The sequence below is a fragment of the Pedobacter jaeyakensis genome (assembly GCF_054461315.1).
In genome coordinates this window covers 3,568,000-3,585,608 of record NZ_CM136921.1, presented here as the reverse complement: position 1 = coordinate 3,585,608, position 17,609 = coordinate 3,568,000, and the positions used below count along the sequence as shown (strand labels likewise).

Genomic DNA, 17,609 nt, shown 5'->3' with positions numbered 1-17,609 from the left:
TGTGTAATAAGTTTTTCGACCGCCTAAAACATCAGTTTTAGGTAATTCAGGCATAGGCTATTTTTGTAAATAAGCGGTAATATCGTCAATTGATTTTCCCGCTGCAAGTACCGTTTTCTTTAGGTCGTTCTCGCTTAGCTCAAATTGATCTGCCCAAAAAGATATTTCCTCCGGATCATCCATATTGATTTCCATTACCTCAGTTTTGCTATTGATGTCTTCTAAGACCTTTTCCAGAATTTCATTTAGGTAGGGCTTTAGTTCTGCAGGTTCAGCAGTCCATATTGTTGGGTTGCTGAAGTCCGGGTAGATATTATCGGAATATAAGTGCCTATCATCATCATCCTGCCCTTGTGGAGCATCAGGTTCAGCAAGCGGTAAATGATTAGTGGGAACAACAACGGCAATACTTCCAATTCTTTCAAAATCCTCATTAAAAACAGTGTATTGTCCTTCCATGCCCAAAACATCCTGTACTCTTAACTGCTGCGTTTTACCGAAAAGATCCATAGTGATGTAATGTGCTGGGTCTTCATTATTGAAATACAGGATATCAAGAAGTTCGCGATCTCTGTAGAAAGTAAATTCATACTCAGCTTTTGGATCGCCGTGTTCTGCTATGAAATCTTTTATTATTGCATTTATCGCTTTCAAATGAGCTGGGATATCAGTCACATTTTGTTCGAAGTAAATCACGAAAATTGTATTTGCGTAACTTACTTCTATTCTTTCAATCGGGAACTCCGATTTAATTTGCTGGGCTAGATTCTCCATAATTTCCATAATGCTGGTTTTGGTATAGGTTAACAGTTAGTTCGTTGATGTTGTTTGTGTTGTTATAAGTTAGTTCCGTACGGAGCTTTGCGCTTTGAAATATCCTGAAGGAGTAGGAGAGTTCTTCTTCCCCAAATTCAGAGACCAGGTGTGTTAAATAGTTGTCTAATTGAACAGTGAAGCTTTCGGTATCTGTTCTGCCTTTTAATGTAAGTTCAAAGGCGGTTTCCGTGATCAGTTTAACCCTGACAATTTCTTGAAATCGCATTTCCAGTACCCTGAGTACAATTGCCGAGAAAACCGGCGTTTTCCTTTTCTTATTCATTACTTTTCTCTTTTTTGCTGATAATAGTCCACCACCTTTTCCAAAAATGCCTCTCCCTTTTGGCGCAGTTCATTCATTTCTTTATGGAACAATTCAATCCTTTTTTCTACAGCTTTGTGGTATGCGGCATTGCCGGTACGCGGATCACGGATTATCATATTTTGCAGCAAGGCCTTAACTTCGTAATTGCTCATCTGCTTGTTTTTAAATTGGATTAAAAACTCTTCAGGAGTAAACCATTGCTGATTTTCCTTATGATATAACCATACTTTTTTGTCAAATGCTTCTCTAACAACCGGCCATAACAATTTGAAATCACCTCTCATTTTGTCGTACTGACTTAGTTCTACGGGTTCTTTGTACACTTTCATATCTAGATCGCTTTAACTACAATGATGTCTTCAATTCTTGTGGTGAATTTGCGTGAGAGGAATTCCTGCCGCATGGCCCATTTCTTTTCAAAACCCATTGCGCCATGTATAATGGTGTTGCGGCCATGTGAATCGTTAATGCGGTCGATGACCGCCATAGCTTTCTGCAGCTTGCCTTGTTTGCTTTCAGTTGCAGCACCAAACATGTCCGACTGCACTTGCGATTCCGGACGGAGGTCGCGCAGTTCCACACCTACCTTTTGGTAGCGATAGCCTTTGATATAAATCCTGCGTAAAGCTTTGATGGCTTCCTTGATGAGCGTGCCAGTATCGCTGGTTGGTCGTGCGAGCCTTATGACGATGTCTTTGGTATAGCGGTCGTGCTCTATCACAAACTGGCTGGTTTGGGCATAGACCATGAACTTGCCGCATACCGATTTCTGTTCCCGTAGCTTTCTTGCCGCATTGGCGACATAACAGGATAGTGCCTCTTCCATAGGCGGAAGCTCCGTGATCATGCAGTTGAAAGAACGGGCAGTGGAAATGCCTTCCTTTAGCGGTCGTTCGAATTCCATAGGAATGCAGCGTTCACCTTTCAGTTCGCGGTAGGTACGGCGACCCTGGATGGTCATGAGTTTAAGCACATAATCCTCAGGCAGGTTCACAAAATCGAAGGCGGTATGTACGCCAGCTTTGATGAGCTTGATGCCGTAGCGCGGACCTATTCCCCAAACATCATCCACTTCCGTTTGCTTCAGTGCATACTCAATCTGTGCAAGCGTAGCCATGTAAAAAACGCCGGTCTCTTTGTGTTCTTTTTTGGCGAGCTTATTGGCTATTTTGGCCAGGGTTTTAGTGGCACCGATGCCGATACAAACCGGCACACCGGTGTATTGCAGGATTTTCCGGCGCAGATCGATGGCCACTTGTTCCAAATTGTGATGCGTAAACGTACTGAGGTCGCAAAAGCACTCGTCGATGGAATAGATCTCCTGTTCAGGGAAGGTATCCCGTACGATTTGGGTGATGCGCCGCATCATGTCCTGGTAGAGCGTGTAGTTCGAAGACCGCCACCATAGCGAACCCTTCTGGTGGTGATCGCGTATCATGAAGAAGGGCGTACCCATCCTGATACCCAGCTCTTCCTTCGCTTCATTACTTCTGGATATGGCGCAGCCATCATTGTTAGACAGTACGCAACCCGCCTTTTCGCGAAGCTCTGGCTGGAATACCCGCTCTGCGCTTACATAAAAGTTATTGGAATCGATTAAGGCTAACATAACGCATCACTCCCTTAGCCTTTGTGCGAACCTGTTCATTCTAGCATTATTGCGACGGCGCTGGTCGAGCACACTATGCGGTACCACACCCCAAATTTCGAACTGGGTGCTTTCGTTTCGCTCGATGGGCTTGAAATAACGGTTGTCCGGCATTAAGTACTCCTTGCCGTTATCGGTGTAATAGGAGCGGAGGATAAATTCATTGTCGATCACACCAACCACGATATCACCCGAGTTGGGGGTTAGGGAGCGGTCGACCACCAATAAGTCATCCGGAAAAATTCCTGAGCCAATCATGCACTCGCCAGTTACGCGGGCAAAAAATGTAGCTGCGGGATATTTGGAAACGTAGGCATTGAGGTCAATTTTCTCTTCTTCATAATCAGCTGCAGGGCTTTCAAAGCCTGCGTGTATGGCTTCCCCATATAAGGGGATAAGGGTAGTAGCGGTACCCCTCTCAAATAGCATGAGTTCTTTCATAAGTAAAAAATCTAGGTACTACAAAGCTATGCTAAAAATATTGGTGTTTTAGCAAATAATTACTAATATTTTTAGTTTAATGATTTTTGAAGGAAAATCTGCTGCTACTTGAAATATGACTAATCCTGTAGTTATCTAAAGAAACTGGATGCGTTTGCAAAGAAACACGCAGATTCAGCTAAAAGCTTAAGCGTTTGGAAAATAGTTGCGAAAAAGGCAGACTGGAAACAGAGTACAGACGTTCTGAAAGATTTCCCGAAGGCCAAGATCATTAAAAATGACAGGGCAAGATTTAAGATCGTCGGGAACAAATACCGCCTAATCGTCGAGGTGGATTATGACGACGGGATTATTGAGATTAGGTTTGTAGGAACCCACTCTGAATACGATGACATAGATGCGGAAACAATATAAATTTGTCCGTAACAAAGTCAATACTATAGATTACTATGCAAAACCTAAACTGGTTTTTGATTGAGACTGAGCAGGAGTATGATCAAGCAACTGCAAGATACGAGGAAATAAAAAGTTCATTAAAAGGATCGCCTGAACACAAAGAGAAGATGCTCCTGGCGCACCTTATTTCTGAGTACGAGAATAAAAATTCTGAACTTCCAGATGTTGATCCGGTAGAGATGATCAAGATCAGGATGGAAGATTTCGGGTACAAAGCTGCTGACCTGGCTAAAGCCTATGGCGACAAAGGAACGGTCAGCAAAGTACTGAGCTATAAGCAATCGCTTTCGCTGACCATGATCCGCAAGTTCAGCGAATTGCTGCACATTCCGGCGGAGGCGTTGGTCAAAGAATACGAATTAAAAGCAGGCGTTCGAAGTCCAAAGCATTAAGAAGGGCAAACAGACACCTGTTTGCCCTTCTCTGGCTGATACCTAAAGTGGTATTGTTGCGATCCCTGCAACTTCTGGTGCATTGAAACAATATTGGGCAAACTTCACCCGCACAATATTGGTTTTAGTCACCTTTCTTGTGCTTATGTGGTTTGAGTGAGGGAACATTTTTAGGTGTTTCCTTGTTGTCGTGCTGCCGTTTGTCCGGTTTTCCGGTAGAATCGGCAATCTTTTTAGGTCCTGTCTTAATACCCATAATTTGGCGTTTAGGTGAATAAATGTACTTTGGCCTTCAATTTCGATAAATAGATAAAGCCTTAACTAACAACAATGTCTGGCAAAAAAGGTTTTCGTAATGACGCACAATGCAGCCTTTTAATGGGTGTGAGAAAGCGGCTGGCAGTGGTATCGTCAAACACAAACTTCTTTGCAAAGGTTTGCGCTTAAATCCATATCTACTAACTCTAAATCTGACCCATATAAATAACCATTTTCATGATTGTCATAAGGCCCAAAACCGAATGCCCTGGAACTGATGTGTAAGTCTTTGTGCTTGTAAAATGCCTGGTCATCTACACCAGTGAAGGCGAAACTTACAGCACTGTTATCAGCAAAGATTGCCCCGTATTTTTTCAAGCATCGCATGAGCACCTGTATTGGTTCAGGGTAGCCAGGATGTATTTCCACACTATCTTTCAAGCGAAGTCTTGCGCCTAAAGGCAATTTCTTCTCTCCCCAATTTTCAGTAACATGATTGGCAGGATATCTTGAAGTGCCATCACTTCCATTTAATGTCATTCGCAGAGCGTGGTTAATTTCCTTTTTAATGAACAGCTCATCGTATCGCACCAATCCAGGTAAAATTGGTAAGCCCCCAGCATCAGCAGAAGTTGCACCGCACCTGCGGAGTTTGTTGGATTTTAGATTGAAGATTGCGGCACCAGAATGTGAATAAGTTCCATCTGCTTTTTTTATGGGATTATAAAGCTCGTAAAGCATGTTCGTGCCTTTATCGACGATGATGAGGTGATGATCTTCTTCGCCTAGTATCCCTTCATTTTGGATAGCCATGCCATTTAAGATTGGGAACTTTGCCGGGCTTTCGGGAATTGGATAACCTGGATCTGTAACGGCAACCACAGTTGGCTTCAAATTTTCTACTACGTTGTAGGGAATGGTTAGCTCGACTTTCATTTTAGCTACGTTTCCTAATTCATCGGAATACCCTTCGGTGAAAGTTGCGCTACGCTTATCAAGAGGTAATTCATTTACAGGCATATTCCACCAATTGCTTTTCGGCAATAGCTGGAGTTGAGAAATGTCACCATTTTTAGTAAAGCCTGGTTTGTGTGCTGCCAAAACCATTTGACTACCGGGAATAAAAACTCCTGCTGCAAGGAAGCCGATAATCGTGGCTCCCGACTTAATAAAATCTCTGCGATCCATATTATTTATTTAGCTGCCAACGATAAATTTCATCGGAGCGTCAGTTATTGCTAAATGAATAAGGATGCTTGTTGACAAGATAATAAAAAAGCCCCTACTGGAGTCTTAATTATTTTACTTCTTTTTTGTCTCCCACAATTTAATAGCAGTCCTTCCTACCTACGGCAGCTTTCAGAAAAAGAGAATTATGAAAAGAAGGAACTAAATGACCACCATAGAATATCGTATTGAGATCAAATATTCTAGACAATCAAAACAATATTTTGTAGAGAAACACACTATTGATAAAATTTTCAGATTGCCAGCGATGTCTTTTAACAAATACAGTCAATACTCAACTTTGCTAACGAAAATCGCAAATCAATCAATAGATATCGATACAGCGGAATGACTTGAACTTTAAACATTATTATTTAAGAAACTAACAACAGAATTACATGAAACAACAGAACGAATCCATGACTGATAACTTATTGACAGAACTAAAAAAGATGGCCTATTTATACCATAACCCACATCAGGTGATCGTCAATTGGGCAGATGTAATCACCGTAAGTTCATGGGTATGGGAAAAGCAGGGAACGATGTGTTTAGCTGTTGAATTTGAACCCGAAGAATTCTTACAAGCATTTGATATCAAATCGGCTTTTGATGTCAATACGATTACTGTAGACCAGCTGTGGAGTCATTTTCGGGCCGGAAAAGGCTTTTTAACCTTGAGCCTGGATTTTAGTCCCGATGGTGGATTCTTAAAGTTTAGAGTTGAAAATGGAAACACCGTGATCAAGGGCGAAGGTTTAGCCTATCTTGATAACGTTCCGGAAATATTGGATAATGTAACTGCTATAAGGGATTATATGAGGAAGAATATACAGAAGCTATACATTGCGATGGAGGATGCTTTAGATCCTATTGAGTTGGATTAAGACAGATAAATTCCTGAATAAATTTAAGTGAGATCTCGAATTAACCAAATCATATTTGGCCAAACCTCAATTTTATTACAATCTTTTTCATTTTCAAAAAATATTTGTGTTAGGTGATTAGGAATGCATAATATTGTGATGAGAGCGTTAATTTAGGCGGGGGAGTTTGGGTCTTGCAAAAGATTTTTTCCCCCGTTTTTTCTTGGCTCAAATTCAATTATGGTAAAACTAAAAGTTAGGATATAGATAGATAGCTAAAATTATACATTTGCAAAATCTCTAAAATATTAGAGCATTTAGCACTAAGAATCTTGAGCCAGGAACCTGAGAATTTCAACAGCAACAAGAGGATAAGTGAAAAGTGCCCCGTGCCAAGCGCGTGGGCTCTGCTTATCGTTGCACGGTCTCTCAGGACCTCTGGCTCGGTAATGTAGGGTTCCGCGCTTTTCGCGTTTAATCCCTTCTTAGTTCTGATTCTGGAACACAAACACTAACCAATACCCACTAAATAATTCATAAAAAACTGAAATGAAGAAAACGAAATTAACCTTCGTGCTGGCCACGCTTTGCTTAAATTTTGCCTACAGCCAGGAGAAACAAAAATGCAAAATCGACAATACCTTTAGTGTGTTTAAGTTTGGTTTCTGCGGATACAAAACCGGCTATAAGCCGGGCATCAAGATCTCGCCTGATGCTTTTGGCAAAGGGAAGACCATTACCGTTAGGAACTTGCCGGTAAGCCAGCTTTATGCCATTGCCTTAAACTGCGGCAAGCAAATTTCTGAGGACAACATCATCCTGGATGTGCGCGAGCCTAAGAAGCTGCAGGAGCTGCGCTGTTACCAACTCATTATACCTTATCATCAACTTGATAATTTCTATGTGATCATGCACCAGAACTTGGATTTAGAGTTCCCTGAATATGCAGCAAAGATGGAGATGCGCAACAACGTCAATTACCTGGTCATTACTGAAAAAGAAGATAAACTTTAATACAACACCTACTATGAAAAAGAGATACATCTACTTAATCGCAGAACAAAGAGATAATCCACTAGAATACGTTGATGCCGCATTTGATACACAGGAGGGGGCAAAAGCCTATTTGAACAGGTATAAAGATAATGAAGCAGAGATATTCGTTTGCGAGGTGAACCCGGAATACCATAGCGACAAGACCAGTAATTGCTATTACATTGAGTTGAAAAGAGAAAAGGATCTTCCGGTGGAGGTGATGATCAGCAATAAAATAGCCAGCGCGAAAATGGCCATAGCAGAAACATTAGAGTTTAATACCAGTTCAGTGCATGGCGAGACGATTGGGATCTACCTATTTGCCACATCTGAGGAAGAGGCGGTTGAACTGGCATTGGTTAGGAGAAATAAAGCTATAGAGATAGGGGAGTGGGGTTGAATTATATCATGGTATTAAAACTCACGATTCCATGTGATTTGGCTTTCCACCTCTTCGCAAATTAAAATACCCCCCCATACCATAATCGTAAATTAAACTATAGATTAGATGCTTATCCTTCATAAAGTCTTTAACTGCAGATGATGCTTCTACCATGGAGGTGAACTGACTTTTTATAACCTCCAGCTCGGAAATGCAGAAACTCTTTGTAAGGGTTTTAAGTTCGTTCTTTACTGTCGGTGCACTAACTCGAACTTTCAAAGTATTACTGACTGTTAAAAGAATTCCTCAAACGTTATATGAATAACCAGCAGCAAGTAGTTTTACCCTGCATTTTCAAGTGCTTTAGGTGTCTGCATGTCCAAAAAGTTGTCTAAAAGAGTTACAATACACAGCTAAGTTACCCACTCTTTAAAGAAATTGGCTATAGTTGCGTCAATGTTTGATCTGTCAACACCATTGATATACCACTGATCCTCACTGTCTAATAAATCTACCTTTGCGTAGAAAAGCAGGTAGAAATCCTGCAAAGGCTTACAATGATCCAACTCAAGGTAAATATTCTTTAATTCACTGAGGACTATCATGGGAGCTAAATCATTATTTAAAGATTCGCTTGCGAGGTAGGATGCATACTTCGTTAGCACGCGATCTGTATCCGAATAATCTAAGTCGAGTTCACTAAACACTTTGCTGGTTAGCTTCTGCATTTCAAAGTGCTCTAAAGGCATACTCATCCCTGCCAAAATTAAAAGATGCTCTGTATCGTATCCAGCAATTAACATTTCATAAGCCCAATCAATCCATACCTTATCAGTAACTCTGTTCAGTATTTTGTAGGCTAAGACCTGAGCGGTAGATGGGATGGGTTGCATTTGAATGAGCTTATTTACGAATGTATTAAAAATACCAGTGTATGGTATTTCTTAAGTAATCAATGCCAATCGTAGCCGCAGTGTCGACATTGTTTTGCCAAAGGGGTTCTCGCAAGCGAATGGCATTTCTCACAGGAATTAAGATATATTTTATCTTCATGCTCATATAACATTCTCTCGGCAACTTTGTAGTTAAAGGCATCAATGCTTAGTCCAACGAGTTCAAGAACGTCGTCATCATCTGACAAATGGCCCTCTGGGTAAAGCCTTTTATAATTCTCAATGTCTTCAGGTGTTTGGAGTGACATCATAACAATTTCATGTTCAATAGCAAGCTTTTCGCTCTCATTATAAAGGAAAGCATAATAGGTAACAATGTAATTTGCAGTTTCCTGATTCATTTTTGTGACATCGATATTTTGAAAACAATGGGCTTCCATCAACTTAAAAAGACCGACAGTTGATAGATAATGATTGGTTTATTTCGGTTCCCACTCGTAGGTTAAATTTGTAACATGATGGAAAATCGAATCAATACATTGTAGCTTCCCATCCTTAAAAATGGCCAGGTTATAACCTTTTGAATTCATTGCGCTTTTGTACTCAACACCATCAAACCCCAAAGATTTAATAAATTCACAAAGGTATTGTGTCGGCAGATAATCTAAATTGACATCCATCTTCCTAACAGGACGTGAAAGCTCTTGCTCCAGACGCATCAGGTATGGTCTTACTAAAATGAACTCTTCTAGATCAAATCCACGATCCAATATCTCAAATGGTCCGTGATCTGCAATATTTTTCAAGGATACCACATTTATTGTTTCAGTGGTAACGAATTTGCCAACTGTTATTCCCTCATGAAGCGCGACCCGAGTCTCATAAAGCGTCGTCTCCTTGCTATCTGAAATGTAGAGATAAGGTATTCCGATTGGGTTAGCTCTTCCGGGTGAAGTATGGTTTTTTGGAGGTTTGCCCAATTCATTTGCTGGAAGTTGTTGATCAGATATACGCGCTCGGAAAAAAAATGTATCCGAAGGATAGTAGACTACCAAACGTTCAAATACGCTTTCCAGACGCTCGGTATCTATTTTGTCACCAATAAAAAACCGATTGCGGGTTTTGATTTCGTCGGAAAACATATCCCATTGTAATTGAAGGTCTTCCCCGCCTCCTGAAAGCGAATCAAGTAGCGTTCCAAATTCTTTCGGTGTTTCGAAGAATTCGTCACTATAGTTAGCCCAACCACGTCCGATTTGATTGACCAGTTGCATGATGTTGTTTGCAGAAAGTTTGGAGGTGTTAAATAATTTAGGCCAGTATTCGATCAGGTGTTCATGCACCAGCACAGGCCTGTCGTGGCCGAGAGATTTTGCAGCATCCGGGTTAGGCGAGTACATATCAAAAAGTTGCTCAAATGCAGTACTCAGATCAGTACAGTTAATCACCGTAACATCTTTGGATTCACAAAAATTACAGTTTCCTTGTTTCGTGGATATCGACTCAATCCGCTTTTGCAATCCTGGATCGGAAAAGCAGTTCTTACAACAAAACATGATAAGCTAAATTAAACCTTGAATAAGTTCGATATGATGCATGATGGAAAGCTTTTTCACCACACCTAAGCCTGGGAATGCACCCCTGGAATGGTAGTCACGGAATTGCTCGCAAGCAATTGTATGTAAACCTTCCGCGTCGATAAATGTGATGAGCTTATCTAAAGCTTCACCGAATTTTCCTGGCGTATCACTATAATCATCGTTTGTAACGGAAGTGAAATGCTTAATCCAGATCTCGCCGGAATTTTTGTCTTTATAGGTGAGATGGATTGCTACCGCATAAGGAAGCATTCCTCCTTCTGCATAGTCTGCGCCAATTGTCAGGTAATCCGAAAAAGCGTGAAAGCCTTCACCAGCAAAATACATATAATCGTTTGAAAAAAACTCACTTTGCACCTGTAAGTAATCCGAGTTTTTCTTCTGTTTATTAAAGGGGTCACTTAGTAAAGTCAATCCACCACTGGTGAAGCCGCGCTTTAATGACATCTGGTGGTTAACATGAATTACGTTAAACCTGATGGCAGTAGCATTAACCAATGTCTTAAGTGCAGCCACACTACTTATCTGATTCAGATGAACCAGCGAGTAACCCGAAGTTAAATAGCCGCGTGCTGTCGCAGTAGATTGAAAGAATAAAAAGTCCCGCTCACTGGCAATCAGATAGGTAGCAACTACGTTATGTAGTCCCATTGCGTGTGCCTTATCAATGAAATCAATGACCTTTTCGCCATTTCCTTTTAATTCCCCATGTTCCGGATTTACGATCAATTGCATCACAATGCCGATACGATTGAGCGCAATAAGCGCCGTTTCTACACTTTTTAAGTCCTTTTTTATAGGCTCAATGATAGGGGAAATCCTGGAATTGTCTAATGGCAACGTACAAAGCTCACGTAATGCAAGCAATTCATACTGTTTACCTCTGAGATACGGTAAATACATGATGTTAATTTATATCTGGTATGCGAGTTTGTCAACTATGCTAAGATAATCATTCTGGTTCAGATTATAGTAATAGCAAGAAAGGCGAAGCGCTGCAGGAAGATCAGGTTTCATCGCCAACTCATTGGTGCTCAAATTGATTCTGTCTTTAATGATCTTCAGAAATTTAGCCTGCACGTCTAGAACCGAATATCTAGAAAGTACATGAACACATGCTTTAAACAACTGTATTGGAGTGGTCTTAGGGATTTCACCAGTTATACTGTACACTAAATGTAAATATTCGTCCTTACGCAGGGCTTTCATCATGGCCACAATATCCAATTGATCATTGTAAACCTGTGCGGCTTTAAATGGCTCGATGGTATTATCTCTGGACAACACCATAATTCCAACATGATGATCAATACATGGAATGTACTTGCCAACTTCTGAATGATGTATCACCAGGTAAACTTCTGAGAATGCCTTATAATAATCATTGATCTGGGTGCAAAGTCGTTCAGGGCTATCCAATTCAGTCTTGATTTCGAATACCTTGTTTGTTCCATTCACCAGAATGGTGTCTGCCTTTGAGTTACCTATTTTAAATTCGTTTAAAAGTATGGTGTCGGACAGACAATGATTGTTCATTACGTAGCTGTTCAATAGCGCTACTTTATATAGATATTCATGACGATAGTGAATCAATAAATGTTCGTAAGAAATGTCTATCAATTCTGAAACTTGAGTCTTTTTTTCTACCTCAATACCATTTTTACGGAGCAATTGCTTGAGGTGCTTAATCTGAATTTTAAAATCGTCAGAAAACATCATGCGCTGTAAACCGGCATTAGAAACCATTTTTGCTAATGCACTGAGATTCAATTGAGATTTCGCGCGAGCTAATGACATAATGTAAAGGTACTAAAAGTATAAAGAAATTTAAATAAGTGGTTAATTCAGCCTATCAATTGGATTGGTTCTAATGCTGGCTCTGGTATAAAATGTTCATGTATATTTGTTGTTCATGTTACATGAGCGTTTCATAATTATGAACTATTGCAAGCCCGGAGCGATTTAATCACCATTAAAGATGAAAAGTTTTGTAAGAATTGTAGTTTCTGAACCGACTGACTGGAAAGGAGGTAACCTCTTTGGTGAAATAGTTTCCGAACGTGACGATAGCAAACTTAAGGTCAGGCTCTCCCAAACCCTTAAAGGTTGCAAATTTTCCAGCAATACATTAATCTTAACTCCACGTTTCGAAAAGGAAACATTTAAGTCATTGCAGCAGCACTATGCTGTGAAGATTAACGGAAGTATTATTAACGAGCAGACTAACGAACAAGAACATTTAATTTCGGGGATTGTCACTTACGATTAAGACCTCCGGTCTAGCTAAGCCTGCCTCCGCCACATACTAACGAAGTACTTGTCTCCGCGAATCTTTGCCATATATTCCAAGGAGGTGGCGGATTGTACTTAGGGCAAAATTGAATTCCGTTCTCTGATGCTGCGTGGCATTAACGCTGTTTTGGTGCTGTTTCTCTGACAACAGGTACCCAATACTCACAGCAACCTCAGAGAAGCTGTAAATGGGTTTTAAAACCACATTTTTCTATGCTACACTGAATTAATGCATCACTTGTAAGCTGATTTCCACCTCATTTATTTAATAACTAAAGTTGTCAGCATTTTATCTAATGCTTGTTTTGCAATTATTTTTGCGAAATTAGAGCTGGAAAAAATCTAAATCCGCCCTCTCAAAATGAACGCAAAAACACCTATTCACGCCAACCACATCGATGCAGAATTTTATGATAAGATTTCCGGAAATTTTGCGGAATTTTCCGACCTCATCTTGCTACCTGAAATAAAAATAAATGCGTCAAATTTTAAATGTAACGGCCTTATTTTCAGGAACTGCGAATTCCCCTCAAATGTGTTTTTTGATGATGCGGATGTAAAACTGGGAGTTAGGTTCATTGAATGCAGTTTTAGCAAAAAAATCGGATTTAACAATATAAAATCTTCAGGAATTGACAATGGATTCAACGAAGATAACAACAATGTGGTTTTTAAAGACTGTCCGGAAATCAAGGATGTTTTCTTTAATGGATGCAGCACAGAGCGTTCGGTTAAATTTGACGGATGTCCGGCGATCAACAAAATCGAAATACACCAATGCAATATGCATGGTTTCCATTTAGAGAAATCAGAAATCGGCAGCATGGATTTGGGCTACTTCCGATCAACTTTGGGATTTAGGATTGAAAAATCCAAGGTTACAGGGCAAGGTAGGTACTTTGATTGTCGGGGTGGTGGGTTTACATTTATGCAGTCAGAGGTTTCCCGTGATCAACAGTTCTGGGCCTGTAATGTGGAAAGCATCGTTACAAACGATGGCAGCTTCGAGGATGAACTAAAAATCAAGGCCTGTACATCAAAACATGGTTACACATTTGCAGGCACGAGTTTCCAGAAATCCGTCACGGTAACTACCAGGGATGACGCAAATGAAATAGACGCTGTAATCGAAGCGATTTACATCGATAACTGTGACTTTCAGGGTGGATTTGAAATTCTGGGAAATGAGCCTGCGAACAATCAGGCAAATCTAAAAAAGCTTAAGATCAAGTGCTCCGCCCTAATGAAAGGGAACATTACTATCAATGGTTGCAATATCAATTCAATGGAATTGCAGGGAACAAACGTTACTGGAAATATCAGCTTTCGGAATTGCAGAATAACCTGTGCGGTACTCAACCACTTCACAAATCTTGGAAAGCTGTACTTTTCAGATCTTCGGCCACTTTCGCCAACTGGGTCAAAATTCTCCATCAATAAGACAATACTTGGAGCGACTTTCCTTTTAAATGTCGATTTCAAAACCTACAGGGCATTTAATATTTGGCATAGCCAATTGACAGAAATGACGTTTAGTGATGTCAAGTGGTTTGATCCGGAAAGCTTAAATCAGGATCAAAATGATGCTGGAATCGTACTGTCAGATTCCTCTATCAAATTGGTCAAAGGGGTTGATCTGCAGTCCTTAGCAACCGCTAGGGCAAATAAGGAAGTTTTTAGACAACTGAAATACGCGGCGACAAAGCAAGGAGATTCCGTCCAGGCGCTAATTTTCCAGGGGCTGGAAATGAAAATATTCAATAAAGAGCTACAACAATATGAACTTGATAGAAAAACGCTAGGTAATAAATTGATGATGTACCTTAATCAATCAAATGATTACGGAAATAATTGGGTGAAGCCGGTTATTATACTTTTATTGCTGAACATACTCTTTTTTATCACAATAACACTAGCACAGTCTGGGCAGTTTTGCATGTGCCCGGCAAGTAGCTTTGAAGAACTAAAGAAAAATATAGAGGTTCTTTGGTTAAATAATGGTGCGTATTGGTCATTATTGAACCCGGTAAGAAGACTAAGTGATGTTTACCTGGCAAGGAGCTTTAGCGGACTGACGATTTTCCTGGACTACTTGGATAGGATTGTGATTTCCTATTTTATATTTCAGACTATTAGCGCATTCAGGAAGTTTAATAAGTAATAATTATTTTCTTTTTGGCCGGAAGAACTTGGAAAGCTGTTGTTTTTCAGGATCGGGTTTGCTTCTTTTCTTTAGCACCCTTAGGAATTCTTTGAATCCCTGGATTTTTGTTTTCCTGATAAGGTGTTCAATATCACCTGAGGAATAATCAAGCATGGTTATCGATTCGGCTGCACTGGTTAACAAACCAATTTCTACCCCTTTATTGACAAGTAGTAGATACGCAGACTCCCAGTCGACAAGGTCTCTGCGAGTAAAAAAGCTGACGATGTAATTAAATCTCTCATGTCCAAAAAAGATCTTCCTCTTGTATACGGATTTGAACTCCTCTTTAAGTAAATGTCTTGTCTCATTTAAGCTCTTGAGACTTATTATTGAAGACAAATGATCTATGTCCTTTATCAATTGGACATAATCAATCAACACGCGGGGATATTCATCTTCGTAGGAAATTCCCGATGTGCTAAGGAGCTTTGACAGGCTGAGATCGTCAGCAGCGAGGGCAAATTCATAAAGAAATATGATCTTATCGGACAAAGCTATGGACTGGTCCTCCATGAGCATGGATAGAGCATCAAGGAAATACGCCCTTAAAGGTTTTGTATGATATGTGAATATCAACAGCGCGAAAACAGACTCATCTCTTTTCAAACAAAAATCGATTGCTGTTTTAAGAAGCTCGATCAATGATCTTGCATCGACATTTTTGAAGAACTTGATAACTGGCAAGAAAAACACTACCGCGTCCTTCGTTTCTTTTTCTAGTAGTTCGTTGATGATTTCCCAAACTGGAACAAGACGTTGCTCTATATCTATTTTGCAGATAAGTACTTCTAGAACGACAGTCCAATAGGAGGACGATAGTCTCTTCGCAAAAAAATCGGTGTATTTCTTTTTGATGTTATCATAATCGGTTGAATAATTTTGTGTTGAGTTTTCTGAAATATTTCCACAACACAATTTATATGCCATCGAGGCAGTAAAATATTCCAAAAATGTCTTGTGGCTGAATCTGTTTTCGATATAGATAGATCTTAAATTTGCAAAATAAGTAAATAACGTGGTTGCTTTGTCCAGCTTATCAACAGGTACACTCTTATTACGGGAAAGTATAGATCTGATTTGATATTGGACATCCTGGTGGTCAAAAATTGTTTGTCGCCTTTCGTTTTCAAATTGCCAATAGGCTAATTCTGAGAATACAGCCATAACATCGGCTTCATTTACTCTGGGAAAAAGCTTTTTTAGGACTTTATCTCTGGTAAAGACCATAGTGCTCGTGCATCCGGCAAATATCTCGTAACGGGTAGTCGGTATTCTATTTTTATTATTTCTGTAAATGATAAGAATAAGTGCTAACAATAAGGGATTAAATCTCAGTTCCGGCTCGACAGATGCAACCTCCTTCATAAAGGAATCGATCTGTGAGGTTCTCATTGATATGTCCCTTTCATTTATGCCGTACCATTTCCTGACATAATCTTTTAGCTGTATATCTTCAAAATCCAAAACTTCAGCTAGTCGATATCGCTTATCCATACCAACTTCCCTGTAAGATTCGTACCTGCTTGTTACTATGGATCGGCCTCTACGATAATGTCCCAAAAATATCTCGATATCGTTGCGGACTTGGGTTCGTTCCTGAATATTTAATATCTCATCGAGGCCGTCAAAAAAGCATATCGTCGGAAAGTTAGAGAAGATGGTGTTTAGGTTATTTTTCGTTATACTGGTCTGATACTGTAGTTCGAGCAAATGAACGAGATATTCCCGTAAGCCTAGCTCCTTGGACTTTCTGAACTCATTGTATTTATGCAGCTCAATAACAAAGGGCAAATGTCCGTAGATGGATTGTGCTTCGAACTCACTTTCCCATTTGTTCACGATACTAGAAATTGCATATTTTATTAACAAAGATTTCCCGGCACCTGGCTTACCTAAGAGCACCAAATGTTTATCAATTGAAAAAAGTTGTGAAAATGCTTTGCGAGTACCTGAAACTGGAATATCCATGAGCGATTGATGGTTGTTGATAGTAGTCTTACTAACCGTTTGCTCAAGAACCCAAAACTTGGGCTTGACGTAAATTTTATTCAATTCAATTTCTTCTGTCTGAACCCTACTTACCGAAAGGCCAAAAAAGTTAATGTTTCCAAAATTTCTAGAACATGCTGAAAAATAAGACCTTTGAAATTGCTTATAGTCCTCCTCACTAAAATCAGGTGTGTAACGGATAGTTGCAAATCCTTTACGCAGTATACCTATTGCCCTTCCTATTGCCGATGATTGCCTTCCCTTCAGAAGCCTATAGATATCCGTGGTATCAATGATGTGCTGTTTTTCCTCAAACTTCACTTTGCTACCTTTAAGCCTATTGAAAACAACTTGGGAATAGCCGGATGGGTCTTTCTTTGTGAGAACGAAGGTAAATACCTGTTCGATCGATCTTTCGAAACGGCTACCGACGAGCTCTACAAAAGTTTCCTTCACTTCGGCAATATTTGGCCCCCAGACGATACACAACCCAAATCTTTTACGCTTATCAATTAGGCTCACTCCTAACTTGTTTCGAAGAGTCGAAGTAGCAGGCACGAACTCTGCAGAGAGGGTAATGTTCAACAGGTTCATCAAAAAAGGTTCTGCAAGTTCTATAAATCCGTCGTCTTTATTTTCATGCGCAATTCGCGATTGTACGGAGAAATTATTCAATAGATTATTCAGGTCTGCGAGAGGGTTTTGAGAATGCATATCAGATGTAGTCGTTTGATTTCCAAAATATAAAATAAAAACTTTGCAATAAAATTTCTCAGCAATATTAT

At 40.0% G+C, this 17,609-nt stretch carries 21 protein-coding genes; 7 read left to right on the top strand and 14 right to left on the bottom strand.

The window, feature by feature from the left end; translation table 11 throughout:
• Positions 1-57 precede the first annotated feature (57 nt).
• The 5 genes from ACXZ1K_RS15970 to ACXZ1K_RS15950 are packed head-to-tail and all read right to left on the bottom strand — an operon-like array spanning position 58 to position 3,218.
• Positions 58-774, bottom strand: a complete 717-nt coding sequence (locus tag ACXZ1K_RS15970; protein WP_458970675.1) for a DUF3606 domain-containing protein — start codon at positions 772-774, stop codon at positions 58-60.
• Positions 749-1,099: a hypothetical protein gene (locus ACXZ1K_RS15965; protein ID WP_458970674.1), complete on the bottom strand. Its 351-nt coding sequence runs from the start codon at positions 1,097-1,099 to the stop codon at positions 749-751. Before ACXZ1K_RS15965 ends, ACXZ1K_RS15970 begins: the two co-directional genes overlap by 26 nt.
• Positions 1,099-1,470 (bottom strand): hypothetical protein, encoded by a 372-nt coding sequence (locus tag ACXZ1K_RS15960; RefSeq protein WP_458970673.1) that lies wholly within the window; start codon positions 1,468-1,470, stop codon positions 1,099-1,101. The genes ACXZ1K_RS15965 and ACXZ1K_RS15960 overlap by 1 nt, the downstream gene beginning before the upstream one ends.
• Positions 1,471-1,472: 2 nt before the next feature.
• Complete coding sequence (locus ACXZ1K_RS15955) at positions 1,473-2,750, bottom strand: Y-family DNA polymerase (protein WP_458970672.1); 1,278 nt, start codon at positions 2,748-2,750, stop codon at positions 1,473-1,475.
• Positions 2,751-2,756: 6 nt separating this feature from the next.
• Positions 2,757-3,218 (bottom strand): LexA family protein, encoded by a 462-nt coding sequence (locus tag ACXZ1K_RS15950; protein ID WP_458970671.1) that lies wholly within the window; start codon positions 3,216-3,218, stop codon positions 2,757-2,759.
• Between the two features lie 156 nt (positions 3,219-3,374).
• Here ACXZ1K_RS15950 and ACXZ1K_RS15945 point away from each other — a divergent pair, with 156 nt between their 5' ends.
• Together ACXZ1K_RS15945 and ACXZ1K_RS15940 are read left to right on the top strand one after the other, a co-directional pair.
• Positions 3,375-3,644: a type II toxin-antitoxin system HigB family toxin gene (locus ACXZ1K_RS15945; RefSeq protein WP_458973259.1), complete on the top strand. Its 270-nt coding sequence runs from the start codon at positions 3,375-3,377 to the stop codon at positions 3,642-3,644.
• A 35-nt stretch (positions 3,645-3,679) separates the two neighbouring features.
• Positions 3,680-4,078 carry a helix-turn-helix domain-containing protein gene (locus ACXZ1K_RS15940; protein WP_458970670.1) on the top strand — a complete coding sequence of 133 codons (399 nt, stop codon included), beginning with the start codon at positions 3,680-3,682 and terminating at the stop codon, positions 4,076-4,078.
• Between the two features lie 124 nt (positions 4,079-4,202).
• On the opposite strand, the gene ACXZ1K_RS15935 is transcribed toward ACXZ1K_RS15940, so the two are convergent.
• Together ACXZ1K_RS15935 and ACXZ1K_RS15930 are read right to left on the bottom strand one after the other, a co-directional pair.
• A complete protein-coding gene (locus tag ACXZ1K_RS15935; protein WP_458970669.1) occupies positions 4,203-4,334 on the bottom strand; it encodes a hypothetical protein in 132 nt (43 codons plus the stop codon).
• A 155-nt stretch (positions 4,335-4,489) separates the two neighbouring features.
• Positions 4,490-5,524: a hypothetical protein gene (locus ACXZ1K_RS15930; RefSeq protein ID WP_458970668.1), complete on the bottom strand. Its 1,035-nt coding sequence runs from the start codon at positions 5,522-5,524 to the stop codon at positions 4,490-4,492.
• Between the two features lie 437 nt (positions 5,525-5,961).
• On the opposite strand from ACXZ1K_RS15930, the gene ACXZ1K_RS15925 reads away from it, so the two are divergent.
• The 3 genes from ACXZ1K_RS15925 (at position 5,962) to ACXZ1K_RS15915 (ending at position 7,864) form a co-directional block, all read left to right on the top strand.
• Positions 5,962-6,450, top strand: coding sequence for a hypothetical protein (locus ACXZ1K_RS15925; protein WP_458970667.1), 489 nt, complete (start codon positions 5,962-5,964; stop codon positions 6,448-6,450).
• 528 nt (positions 6,451-6,978) lie between these two features.
• Positions 6,979-7,443: a hypothetical protein gene (locus ACXZ1K_RS15920; protein WP_458970666.1), complete on the top strand. Its 465-nt coding sequence runs from the start codon at positions 6,979-6,981 to the stop codon at positions 7,441-7,443.
• 13 nt (positions 7,444-7,456) lie between these two features.
• Positions 7,457-7,864, top strand: coding sequence for a hypothetical protein (locus tag ACXZ1K_RS15915; RefSeq protein WP_458970665.1), 408 nt, complete (start codon positions 7,457-7,459; stop codon positions 7,862-7,864).
• Between the two features lie 21 nt (positions 7,865-7,885).
• Here the strand turns inward: ACXZ1K_RS15915 and ACXZ1K_RS15910 are convergent, their stop codons facing one another.
• The 6 genes from ACXZ1K_RS15910 to ACXZ1K_RS15885 form a co-directional block, all read right to left on the bottom strand.
• On the bottom strand, positions 7,886-8,125 hold the full coding sequence (locus ACXZ1K_RS15910; protein WP_458970664.1) for a hypothetical protein: 240 nt from the start codon (positions 8,123-8,125) through the stop codon (positions 7,886-7,888).
• A 134-nt stretch (positions 8,126-8,259) separates the two neighbouring features.
• Entirely contained in the window at positions 8,260-8,739 is a 480-nt protein-coding gene (locus ACXZ1K_RS15905) for a hypothetical protein (RefSeq protein WP_458970663.1), read from the bottom strand.
• Positions 8,740-8,798: 59 nt separating this feature from the next.
• Complete coding sequence (locus tag ACXZ1K_RS15900) at positions 8,799-9,179, bottom strand: hypothetical protein (protein WP_458970662.1); 381 nt, start codon at positions 9,177-9,179, stop codon at positions 8,799-8,801.
• A gap of 39 nt (positions 9,180-9,218) precedes the next feature.
• Positions 9,219-10,187 (bottom strand): RES family NAD+ phosphorylase, encoded by a 969-nt coding sequence (locus ACXZ1K_RS15895; protein WP_458970661.1) that lies wholly within the window; start codon positions 10,185-10,187, stop codon positions 9,219-9,221.
• Between the two features lie 114 nt (positions 10,188-10,301).
• Positions 10,302-11,240, bottom strand: a complete 939-nt coding sequence (locus tag ACXZ1K_RS15890) for a sce7725 family protein (RefSeq protein ID WP_458970660.1) — start codon at positions 11,238-11,240, stop codon at positions 10,302-10,304.
• Positions 11,241-11,249: 9 nt separating this feature from the next.
• Complete coding sequence (locus tag ACXZ1K_RS15885; protein ID WP_458970659.1) at positions 11,250-12,134, bottom strand: sce7726 family protein; 885 nt, start codon at positions 12,132-12,134, stop codon at positions 11,250-11,252.
• 181 nt (positions 12,135-12,315) lie between these two features.
• Here ACXZ1K_RS15885 and ACXZ1K_RS15880 point away from each other — a divergent pair, with 181 nt between their 5' ends.
• Complete coding sequence (locus ACXZ1K_RS15880) at positions 12,316-12,606, top strand: hypothetical protein (protein ID WP_458970658.1); 291 nt, start codon at positions 12,316-12,318, stop codon at positions 12,604-12,606.
• A 384-nt stretch (positions 12,607-12,990) separates the two neighbouring features.
• The gene (locus tag ACXZ1K_RS15875; protein WP_458970657.1) at positions 12,991-14,790 is read left to right on the top strand and encodes a hypothetical protein; all 1,800 of its coding nucleotides are present in this window, start codon (positions 12,991-12,993) and stop codon (positions 14,788-14,790) included.
• Positions 14,791-14,793: 3 nt separating this feature from the next.
• Here the strand turns inward: ACXZ1K_RS15875 and ACXZ1K_RS15870 are convergent, their stop codons facing one another.
• A complete protein-coding gene (locus ACXZ1K_RS15870; RefSeq protein ID WP_458970656.1) occupies positions 14,794-17,538 on the bottom strand; it encodes an NACHT domain-containing protein in 2,745 nt (914 codons plus the stop codon).
• Between the last annotated feature and the right edge of the window lie 71 nt (positions 17,539-17,609).

Excerpts from the sequence above, each read along its gene's own strand:
- ACXZ1K_RS15970 (WP_458970675.1), bottom strand. The coding sequence starts at position 774 with ATGGAGAATCTAGCCCAGCAAATTAAATCGGAGTTCCCGATTGAAAGA.
- ACXZ1K_RS15965 (WP_458970674.1), bottom strand. The coding sequence starts at position 1,099 with ATGAATAAGAAAAGGAAAACGCCGGTTTTCTCGGCAATTGTACTCAGG.
- ACXZ1K_RS15960 (WP_458970673.1), bottom strand. The coding sequence starts at position 1,470 with ATGAAAGTGTACAAAGAACCCGTAGAACTAAGTCAGTACGACAAAATG.
- ACXZ1K_RS15955 (WP_458970672.1), bottom strand. The coding sequence starts at position 2,750 with ATGTTAGCCTTAATCGATTCCAATAACTTTTATGTAAGCGCAGAGCGG.
- ACXZ1K_RS15950 (WP_458970671.1), bottom strand. The coding sequence starts at position 3,218 with ATGCTATTTGAGAGGGGTACCGCTACTACCCTTATCCCCTTATATGGG.
- ACXZ1K_RS15940 (WP_458970670.1), top strand. The coding sequence starts at position 3,680 with ATGCAAAACCTAAACTGGTTTTTGATTGAGACTGAGCAGGAGTATGAT.
- ACXZ1K_RS15935 (WP_458970669.1), bottom strand. The coding sequence starts at position 4,334 with ATGGGTATTAAGACAGGACCTAAAAAGATTGCCGATTCTACCGGAAAA.
- ACXZ1K_RS15930 (WP_458970668.1), bottom strand. The coding sequence starts at position 5,524 with ATGGATCGCAGAGATTTTATTAAGTCGGGAGCCACGATTATCGGCTTC.
- ACXZ1K_RS15925 (WP_458970667.1), top strand. The coding sequence starts at position 5,962 with ATGAAACAACAGAACGAATCCATGACTGATAACTTATTGACAGAACTA.
- ACXZ1K_RS15920 (WP_458970666.1), top strand. The coding sequence starts at position 6,979 with ATGAAGAAAACGAAATTAACCTTCGTGCTGGCCACGCTTTGCTTAAAT.
- ACXZ1K_RS15915 (WP_458970665.1), top strand. The coding sequence starts at position 7,457 with ATGAAAAAGAGATACATCTACTTAATCGCAGAACAAAGAGATAATCCA.
- ACXZ1K_RS15905 (WP_458970663.1), bottom strand. The coding sequence starts at position 8,739 with ATGCAACCCATCCCATCTACCGCTCAGGTCTTAGCCTACAAAATACTG.
- ACXZ1K_RS15900 (WP_458970662.1), bottom strand. The coding sequence starts at position 9,179 with ATGGAAGCCCATTGTTTTCAAAATATCGATGTCACAAAAATGAATCAG.
- ACXZ1K_RS15890 (WP_458970660.1), bottom strand. The coding sequence starts at position 11,240 with ATGTATTTACCGTATCTCAGAGGTAAACAGTATGAATTGCTTGCATTA.
- ACXZ1K_RS15885 (WP_458970659.1), bottom strand. The coding sequence starts at position 12,134 with ATGTCATTAGCTCGCGCGAAATCTCAATTGAATCTCAGTGCATTAGCA.
- ACXZ1K_RS15880 (WP_458970658.1), top strand. The coding sequence starts at position 12,316 with ATGAAAAGTTTTGTAAGAATTGTAGTTTCTGAACCGACTGACTGGAAA.
- ACXZ1K_RS15875 (WP_458970657.1), top strand. The coding sequence starts at position 12,991 with ATGAACGCAAAAACACCTATTCACGCCAACCACATCGATGCAGAATTT.
- ACXZ1K_RS15870 (WP_458970656.1), bottom strand. The coding sequence starts at position 17,538 with ATGCATTCTCAAAACCCTCTCGCAGACCTGAATAATCTATTGAATAAT.